This is a genomic window from Bacillus sp. NPDC060175 (assembly GCF_042728695.1).
In the GTDB taxonomy this organism is placed as follows: Bacteria; Bacillota; Bacilli; order Bacillales; family Bacillaceae_G; genus Bacillus_A.
The window spans coordinates 1-1,059 of sequence record NZ_JBHWYR010000201.1 but is presented as its reverse complement, the minus strand read 5'-3'; the positions used below and the strand labels follow the sequence as shown (position 1 = coordinate 1,059).

Annotated in this window: 1 protein-coding gene; it reads right to left on the bottom strand. The window is 29.5% G+C overall.

The genetic code is table 11. The annotated features are described in order from the left end of the window. Positions 1-496: 496 nt before the first annotated feature. On the bottom strand, positions 497-1,057 hold the full coding sequence (locus ACFWDE_RS30535) for a hypothetical protein (RefSeq protein ID WP_377896401.1): 561 nt from the start codon (positions 1,055-1,057) through the stop codon (positions 497-499). Positions 1,058-1,059: the final 2 nt, after the last annotated feature.

Here is a 1,059-nt window from a genome sequence, read left to right as displayed (position 1 = left end):
TTCACCGCTTGGATTTTTTCTTTTGAAGAAAATTTAGCCATAAAAAATGCACCTCCAATTGTTAGACCATGTCTAACAATTGGGGTGCACTTCATCCTTTAGATTACAGGAAATCGGCTTTTTTATATAAAAGATCGCTTAGCGTACGAAAATCGCTTTTTGTTGGCAGTGCCCTGTCACAATCAAGCTGAGAAAAACAAATAATCCAAAACGAGAAAATTCTTAAGTTGATGGATGTGTGATGCTACTCCTATGGTAAGGTTCGAGTCATTTGAAACAGCAACCTCTATATTGAGTGGTGTTAAAGCGACGTATATGATAAAAAAGATGTATCGCTTGTAAAAAAATTGCATCACCTTGAATGAGCTAATACGACAAGAATCCGTTTCGGGCCTAATTAGGGAATGCAGTATAGATCAGTATATAGTATACAAGCATTCCCTTTCTATAAATACGGTATGTTTTTAATATAATTAAAAGAAAATTTTTGTGTTCTTTAATATGATGTGACATAATACCAGTTTTTTTCTATTTTTGTGATTTCTTTATATTCATTATTAAAGTCGTATTTGTTTGGTCTAGTATCATTTGGTGTATAAATAAATCCTGAAAAATTATCTAATATACCACGATAAGTAAAAAAGAAAACAGAAATACCATTTTTATTTTGTTGAATAATTACATCCCCACCGTTTTTGGAAGTGGATGCAAACTGTTTAGGTAAATGAATTTGTCTACTATCATAATGAACATTAGGAGTTAACTCTTTATGTTCTATAAGTGCTATAACTTTTTCACGGTCTTCTTTATAGATAATAAAATCTAAATTTATATAAATCTCATTAAATGGTATACATATCCAAGTAATTACTATGATTAATTGAATAATTAATGGTTTCCAATTTTTGTATTTGATAAGATGTATGATTGTGAAAATTAATATTAAGAAAAACAATCCATGAACTATTATTGAAAGAAATGGCATAACAAATGGGGTAAGGAATTCAACTAAATACCATTTGAAAAAATGATAAAGTATAAGAGCGATACCGCTTATTC